Genomic DNA, 6,937 nt, shown 5'->3' with positions numbered 1-6,937 from the left:
AATGGCTGATATATTTGGCTTTGGTACTAACGTGTACCGGCACTATGAAAGTGGAGAAGTACCAAGTATCTCTAATGCCCGCCTGATCCAATTATCAAAGGATCCTGGGGAGTTCCGCAAACTGATATTTGCATCCAATGCGCTAAAAGGTGCTATGCTGGAACAAACGCTCCATAAGATTGATATGCTCCTTGCTGAACAGGCGGACTTCAAGGTATTTTGTTTACCCAATTACCTGATGACAGGCTTGTCTGACGGGAAAGCAAGTATTTACACCGGCTACAAGACGCCCAACCTGAAAAAGTTTATTGAGATGGTGGTCTACTTTGCGGCTAACGTAAAACCGTGGAAAACCAAATTAAACAAGCTGTTGTTCTATGCCGATTTCTCTCATTACAAACAATTCGGATATAGCATTACCGGCGCCGAATACATGGCGATTCAAATGGGGCCGGTGCCTAAAAATTTCAATAGCATTTTCGAATACGCCAATACCCTGGAGATGATTAACATCGTCTTTACCGAATTTCCTAATGGTGGTATCGGCGAACAATTCCTTTCAAACGATCACCATACATTTGATAGCACACTTTTTAATGAAGAGGAATTGAATACCCTACAAATGGTATTAAAAAAATTCAAAGATGTATCCACCGGGGATATTATAAAAATAAGTCATGAGGAAACCGCGTGGTTAGATCATCATCTTACAAAAGGTGAAATCAGCTACGATTATTCCTTTCGGCTCATCCATTTATAGCCCCTATGCATTTTTCTACAATTTCTCACTTTTGAATAGTAATTTTGCCAACTCATTCTTAAACTAAGGATTATCAATGCCTAAACAAAGCGACGTACTTACTGCCGATTTCCTTGTGAAAGTAGCAGAAGAATTTGGTACCCCGGTATATATATACCATGCAGAAAAGATTAAAACTCAGTACGAAAAGCTGCAAAAGGCTTTTCAGAAGTCGGACACCCGCTTTTTCTACGCCTGTAAGGCATTGACCAATATCAACATCCTTAAGTACATCAACTCAATTGGTTGTGGACTCGATACCGTATCTATCCAGGAAGTACAATTGGGCCTGAAAGCCGGATTTGAACCTAAGAATATCATCTTTACCCCTAACTGTGTGGACCTGCAGGAAATTATTGCAGCCAAAGACCTGGGGGTGATCATCAATATAGACAACCTCTCCATCCTGGAGCAGTTTGGTAACAAGTTCGGTGGCAGCTACCCTATCTGTATCCGTCTGAACCCGCATATCATGGCTGGTGGTAACTTCAAAATCTCCACCGGGCATATCGATAGTAAGTTTGGTATTTCCATCCACCAGATGCGTCATATCGAACGTATTATAAATTCTACCAAATTGAAAGTAACGGGCCTGCACATGCATACCGGCTCTGAAATCAAGGATGTAGATGTGTTCCTGCGTGGCGTAGAGGTGATGTTTGAAATGGTACAGCACTTCCCTGACCTGGAATCTATTGATCTGGGCAGCGGTTTCAAGGTAGCTTATCAACAAGGCGACCCTGAAACGGATATTGATCTGCTTGGTAAAAAACTGAGCGAGGCGTTCAACAACTTCGCTAAATCATATGTACGCCCACTGCAACTGTGGTTTGAACCAGGAAAGTTCCTGGTAAGCCAGTCAGGCTACTTTGTAGTAAAAGCGAATGTGATCAAACAAACAACTGCCAATGTATTTGTAGGCGTGAACTCAGGATTCAATCACCTGATCAGACCTATGTTTTACGAGGCTTTCCACCTGATACGTAATATCTCCAATCCAAAAGGCACGGAACGCATCTATACCGTAGTTGGTAATATCTGCGAAACCGACACTTTTGGATGGGACAGGAAAATAAATGAGGTAAGAGAAGGTGACTACCTGGTGTTTTATAACGCCGGCGCCTATGGTTTTGAAATGTCTTCTAACTTTAACTCCCGCCTGAAACCTGCGGAAGTACTGGTAAAAGAAGGTAAGCCACACCTGATCCGCAAACGTGATACCATAGACGATCTGCTCAGAAACCAGATTGAATTGCAATAATTTTCAGTGGGGAAATGCAGTTGATTTTCAGGGAGATACTCCCTATCACATCACCTGCATTTCCCAATGCTGTCAATCATACAATATTTCTCCTACCTTTGCGTCTACATTAGTATAGTTTCCCCGCTGTTATTCCTGCACACTGATTTTACTGTAAATTGTAATAAGATATTTATTGCTGGCACACCAAAATTGATGGCCTTTGGTTATAATTATACGTAGATATGAAAGTTTTAACTGCACACCCTGGTGTATTTAACGATGATAAAGTAATTGAGTCCAATATATCATTCGCTCCCTTCCTGAATTATTTGAAGGAAAAGGTGAAGAATGCCGAAGAAGTTCGCTCTTCTTTCTATAATCTGATCATAGATAAGTTTGAAAGCAACCCGGAAGTATTGGAGCCTATCTCCCCTGATAGTGATCTCAGTAAGTATAAAGAGTATCTGGACCTGTTGATATCCGCCATATTCCCGGTTACAACAGATTCCACTAAAGATATTTATGGCATTGGCGTTCCCTTTAAATTCGCCATTTTCTATTATTCCGATCTCTTTAAACAACTCTTTTCACAGAACGGCCAGGAGCTGACCACTATTCCAGAAGGTGTTTCCCTGACCCAGGTGAAAAAAGATAAATTAACCTGGCTCTATAAACTGATCCTGGAAAAGGTGTATCATTTTCCGATGACCTATAAAAACGAAATAATCCATACCGTGGAAACACCGGATGGAGGCAAGCGTTATGTGAAAGTGAACATAGACCCACGTTTTGTAGATGTGAAGGTAAACGGAGAACTGCCGCCGCTGGACTATGGTCAGTTTTGTTCTAAACAAATCACAGAAGACTCCTTACAACAATTGCTGCCCACCAGTATGTTTTCACTGGAAGGCTTTGTAATATGGACGGTGAAAGATGTAACACAATCTGAAACCCTCAATAATATCAAAAGCCTGGTGATGAATATGCGCACCAGCAACGAAGTAGAGAGCTATCGTACCCTGGAAAAAATGATTCCTACGATACTGGGTATTCCGGATGTAACGGCTCACCTGGTTCCTTTCCCAAAAGTGAATGGCAAAAATGTACTGGAAGAACAATTCTCCAATACAGACCCCATTCTGGGCGTGGGCAACAAAAAGCAACAACAACATTTCTTCTCGGCATTGCTGGAGCATCTGGAACTGCATCCTATTCCATTGATCATTCCGGATGTAAATGATGCGACCATTGCGCCGCATTCTTTCCTGAAGTTTTTGCCGATAAAAAATATCAAAAGCTTCCTGGTATTCCCGATCACCCATAAAAAGGAGATTCTGGGCGTGCTGGAACTGGCGTCCTCCACACCTAACAGGCTATCTACTGATCCTTTATGGAAGCTGCAAAATACGTATCCCCTGCTGGTGCTGATGCTGAACCGCAGCATGAACATCCTGGAGAGCCGGTTGAATGAAGTGATAAAAGATCAGTTCACCGCATTACAACCTTCGGTAGAATGGAAGTTTGTGGATGCTGCCTGGGATTATTTGCTCACACCGGTAGAAGAAAGAAAAGATATTGAAAGCATTAGTTTCGATGAGGTATACCCACTGTATGGCGCGGTAGATATCCGTAACTCTTCCGTACAGCAAGGCACCGCCATCCGGGAGGACTTACAGGAACAACTGGAACTGATCCGCGATACTCTCGCTACCATTGAAAAAACCATACATCTGCCGTTACTGGAAGAACTACAGTTCAAGACAAACGACCTGCTTGACAATCTGAGTAATAGCCTGCAGGCTGGTGAAGATCTGAAAGTGAATGAGTTCATGGACCACGAAATACAACCGGTACTGGAACATCTCTGTGAAGACAACGACACATTGAAACCCTTACTGGCCAGCTATTTTGCCAAAATGGATAAATCAGAAGGTCATGTATATCATCACCGGAGAGAGTATGAAGAAAGCCTGTCTAAGATCAATGCTGCTATCAGTCAATACCTGGAGAAAGAGCGTCAGTACATACAACACTCCTTCCCCTGCTATTTTGAGAAATACCGTACTGACGGTGTAGAGTATACGATTTACATTGGCCAGTCCATTGCGCAGGAAAAGAAATTTGATCAGTTATACCTGCGTAACCTTCGCCTATGGCAGCTTTCATCGATGGCGCATATTGCAAGACTGACTCATAAACTGGGTCCCAAACTCAAGGTGCCATTGCAAACCACGCAGATGATCCTGATGCACAGTGCTCCTATCACCATCAGCTTCCGTAGCGATGAACGCCGGTTTGATGTGGAAGGCGCTTATAACGTGCGTTATGAGATCATTAAAAAACGTATCGATAAAGTACATGTAAAAGATACCGGCGAAAGATTAACGCAACCCGGTACCATTGCCATGGTATACTCTTATGTAAGAGAAATGGAAGAGCTGAAGAAATATATCACCTTCCTCCAAAGCAAAAAGATACTACTGCCTGAAATTGAAATGCTGGACCTGGAAGAGTTACAGGGTGTTAGCGGATTGAAGGCACTCCGCGTGCGGGTGAATATGGATGCGGAGTAAGCGACTTTTTGTCTTACTCAGGATTATACTGATTTAGATGATTTTCCAGATTTTCACTCTTTTGATTTTTTGATTAAAAAGATTAAAGAGATTAGCGAAGACAAATGTGGGTATCCGCATCATCTTCGCTAATCTCTTTAATCTTTTATAATCCTGAAAAATAAAATCCGGAAAATCATCTAAATCAGTATAATCCTGAGTAAGACAAAAAATCGCTAAAATTTAAACCCAAACGTTACATATGGTACCGTTTCTTCTTTGGAATGCCCTATCACCGCAGTGATGATCAGCGAATTAATCGGTGCTACATAAATACCACCTCCAAATCCATCATGCCATACATGCGAGGTTTCATTTTCCCGCCATACACGGCCCACATCATTAAAGGCGATAAGTCCTACACCGGCCGGTAAGACGTATGTTTTCAGGTCAAATAACTTTACCCGTATTTCTGTATTGTTGTATACACTGGCATCGCCGGCAAAGCGGAAGTTGCGATATCCGCGTAAACTCTGTGTGCCGCCCACGGTGAGCGCCTGGAAGTATTCATAGTTGCCCCATAATTTTCCACCACCAAAGCGACTTACGATCACAAAATTAGCCGGGATCCGGAAGCTCATGTACAAGCTCAAATCAGATTGCAGTTGCGTAGTATTATGGCTATTACCGTTCAGCCCCAAGCTACCGGAATAAGTAGTCGTCCACAGGATACCCCGCGTAGGGATAATCTTATTATTACGGGTATCTATCGTAGCGACCAATTTAGCTCCGGCGTATGATTTGTTGCCATAAATACCGGCGGAGTCGAGTCCATTGTCTTTAAAATCAGTGATGAAACGATCATTATTTTCATCTTTATCAAACGCATAGTTATTCAAAGTAGGACCATAAGCGAAGTATATATGATCGCTGAGCGACGTTTTCAGCAATACTTCCGCGGTATAAAGATTGAACCGCGCCCGGTAGTAGGATATCGTTTTGGATTTGTCGAATACGGTTTCATTGCCAAATCCAAAAAAGTTGATGGTATTATTTGGCGCATTGGCCCGGGCATTGAGTAACAGGTCTGTTTTTCCTATGACGTCTGTAAATTCCCCCTGATAGCGGAAGTTCCAGGCACGCGTGGCCACCGCATGTGTAGCGGTGAATAAATGTTTGGCTGAAAACGGTTCCCGTCTGAAAGCATGGCGCGTAACAGACAGCCCCAGCCCCAATAACAGACCATCATCCCGGTTAAAGCCTCCGGCGATCAACGGCATTGTTTTTTCGTATTGGAAAGCGCTGCGGTTGTATTTAATATTTCCCGGATCGTTAGACAAACGGCGTTGTTCATTGTGTGAAAGGGTGAATGTGTCTTTCCCGGTACGCTGATCGTATATCCGTATCCGTTTGCCACCTGTTTTTACGGTGGAGCTATCTACAAAAGTATCGGCTTCCTTACCGCCAATGAGCCGTATACGTATAGGCGTGCCGTGATCACCTTTTATTTCAAACCGATCGTTGCCGCCCATACCATATACATTCAACTCTTTGGTAACACCGGGATCGAAAGTGCGGGAATAGATATTCTGTTGTACAACGCCTTTCTTGCTGATTTTAAACATATTCAGCGCCACATTACCACCAGCCAGCTTTTCAACGGTGATGAGCTCATTTTTTTCTGTAGCCGGTACATCCACTCCTTTAGCAAGGAAACGATAATACTTCATCGTGTTCTTTTCCAGGATGTTGCGGCGAACGGTCAGGCGATGAAGCATCATAGGTCCTACCAGCGAACGGATGGTATCCGGAAAAGCGTTTACGGCAGCCTGTATCACGCTGTCGGTCATTTTCTTTAGTAACCTTTCTGTTTGCTTTTTCCAGTCTTTTTCATCCATTTCATTCAGGAAAGAGCGGTCGAAATAGCGGGTGCTGAAGTTGAAACCATTTACATCCCGAAAATCATCGCGGAAGCCTTGTATCGCTGGCATGAGCCATGGCAGCGCAGCTGCACGGGGGATTGCTCCTTCGTTTACGAAAAATGCCTGATCGCGGTCACGGGGTACCGGGTAGTAGTAATCTTCTCCTTTATGCGATTCCTTGTACCAGCGCCACTGATCATCGTGGCGGTCAAAGTCCATGATATACATGTCGAATAAACGGGCACGCAGCACTGATTTCTGGTCTACACGCGCATCATTATCACCCCATATTTTTCCCAACACTTTCTGGGTGTTATAGGTCTTATCATTTTTGCCGGTAAGGGGTTCTCTTTCTTCAAAGAGATATACTTCATTCCCGAAAACATTGGCAAATACGCCCAGTGTGGTATCGGCAGGCAGG

The 6,937-nt window shown here is 43.4% G+C and carries 4 protein-coding genes; 3 read left to right on the top strand and 1 reads right to left on the bottom strand.

The annotated features are described in order from the left end of the window. The 3 genes from VIP81_RS14215 to VIP81_RS14205 form a co-directional block, all read left to right on the top strand. Positions 1–760 (top strand): Panacea domain-containing protein (locus tag VIP81_RS14215; RefSeq protein ID WP_331961737.1); only part of this gene is annotated, 760 nt, incomplete at its 5' end. A 76-nt stretch (positions 761–836) separates the two neighbouring features. Further along, positions 837–2,060, top strand: a complete 1,224-nt coding sequence (gene lysA, locus VIP81_RS14210; RefSeq protein ID WP_331961734.1) for a diaminopimelate decarboxylase — start codon at positions 837–839, stop codon at positions 2,058–2,060. A gap of 224 nt (positions 2,061–2,284) precedes the next feature. Beyond that, positions 2,285–4,615: a GAF domain-containing protein gene (locus VIP81_RS14205; protein ID WP_331961731.1), complete on the top strand. Its 2,331-nt coding sequence runs from the start codon at positions 2,285–2,287 to the stop codon at positions 4,613–4,615. Positions 4,616–4,830: 215 nt separating this feature from the next. Here VIP81_RS14205 and VIP81_RS14200 read toward each other — a convergent pair. Beyond that, positions 4,831–6,937, bottom strand: a 2,107-nt coding sequence (locus VIP81_RS14200) for a BamA/TamA family outer membrane protein (protein ID WP_331961728.1), incomplete at its 5' end; no start/stop codon positions are given.

The organism is Chitinophaga sp. (genome assembly GCF_036566945.1).
Lineage (GTDB): Bacteria > Bacteroidota > Bacteroidia > Chitinophagales > Chitinophagaceae > Chitinophaga.
This window is presented reverse-complemented; position numbering and strand designations above follow the sequence as displayed.

Coding starts and splice junctions, on each gene's coding strand:
- lysA (WP_331961734.1), top strand. CDS start 837: ATGCCTAAACAAAGCGACGTACTTACTGCCGATTTCCTTGTGAAAGTA.
- VIP81_RS14205 (WP_331961731.1), top strand. CDS start 2,285: ATGAAAGTTTTAACTGCACACCCTGGTGTATTTAACGATGATAAAGTA.